Consider the following 1,510-nt stretch of genomic DNA (forward strand, 5'->3'; position numbering starts at 1 on the left):
CAATGTCATTAAGTTAAGAAATTCAAATACAATTCTGTATTTGGGTTTCTTTTTTATGTGATAAACTTATAGTTAAGGAGGGATTTCCCATGATAAAACAGATAAAAGCCCACTTGAATAAGAGTATTCAGAGTATCATTGGTCAAAAAGTTGAGTTCGTCAAACAAGATGAACAGGCCTTTACTCGTAAAAGAAGTTTATCACTAGAAACTATGATTCGTACCATTCTGGGAATGGGAGGGAAATCATTGTCAAAAGAATTACTAGATGCCAGACTGACAGTTTCAAATTCAGCCTTTGTTCAAAGACGCTATCAGATAAAACCTGAAGCGTTCTATGCCCTATTTAAAGAATTTACAGCACCTATTCCACTTAATACTGATTTTCCAATATTCGCTGCAGATGGGAGTGATATCTGTATTCCTCGAAATCCCATGGATACAGAAACCTCTATCCAAACCCAAACGGATGTTAAATCCTATAATCTCATACACATAAATGCCCTATACGACTTGACGAGTGGAGTGTATAGAGATGTTTCTATTCAAGACAAACATACGCAACATGAGCGCTTAGCTCTGATTCAGATGATGGAGGATTCTCCCTTTCGAGAAAGCTCTTGTTATCATGGATAGAGGCTATGAAAGTTACAATCTTATGGCTCATTTTCAAGAAAAAGGTTGGCTTTATATCATCCGTATTCGAGATGGAAAACAATCCATGCGTTCCTCCTTCAACTTGCCAAATACAGAGTGTTTTGATCAAACATTTTCTCTAACATTATCACGAAAGCAAACCAATCAGCTCAAAAAACTTTATCGTGATTTTCCCAATGACTATCATTTTATTCCACACAATTCTACTTTTGATTTTCTTCCAGAAACAAGTCAAAAACAGGATCCTGTAGTACTCTATGAGCTTCCTTTTCGTATGGTGCGTTTAGAAGTGGACGAAGGAAAATACGAAACTTTAGTGACAAATACAGACTATTCAATCCAAGAATTAAAAAATCTCTACGCCAGCAGATGGGGCATAGAGACTAGTTTTCGTGACCTGAAATACAGTGTTGGCTTGGTCAATTTTCATGCAAAAAAGAAGGAAGGGATTCTCCAAGAAATCTTTGCTCGCTTTACAAATTTTAACTTTTGTCGTTGGGTAATCTCGCAAGTTGCCATCGACAGTAGTCGTAAAAAACAAAGATATAAAGTGTGTTTCTCAGATGCGGCTTATGCCTGCCGTTTGTTTTTTAACTGTTCCCTTTCTTCTCTCCAGTTGAAAAACTACCTCAAGAAACAGTTATCTATTATTCGACCGAATCGAAAATATCCAAGAAAGATAAAGGCCCAATCGGTAGTTGATTTCATCTATAGAGTAACATAAATCTCAAAAAATAGGGTAAAAAAACCTTTATTTGTTATGCAAAAAAATAGAAGATAGGATAGAGAATCACTTTGATGATCTCAATCACACCTCCTATTCAAGTAGTTAGATCACTAACTTAATGACATTG

At 35.8% G+C, this 1,510-nt stretch carries 1 pseudogene; it reads left to right on the forward strand.

The annotated features are described in order from the left end of the window. The first annotated feature begins 89 nt into the window (after positions 1-89). Positions 90-1,380, forward strand: a pseudogene (locus K4Z77_RS09710) (IS4 family transposase). Positions 1,381-1,510 lie beyond the last annotated feature (130 nt).

The organism is Streptococcus mitis subsp. hohhotensis (genome assembly GCF_020089495.2).
GTDB classification, from domain to species: domain Bacteria; phylum Bacillota; class Bacilli; order Lactobacillales; family Streptococcaceae; genus Streptococcus; species Streptococcus hohhotensis.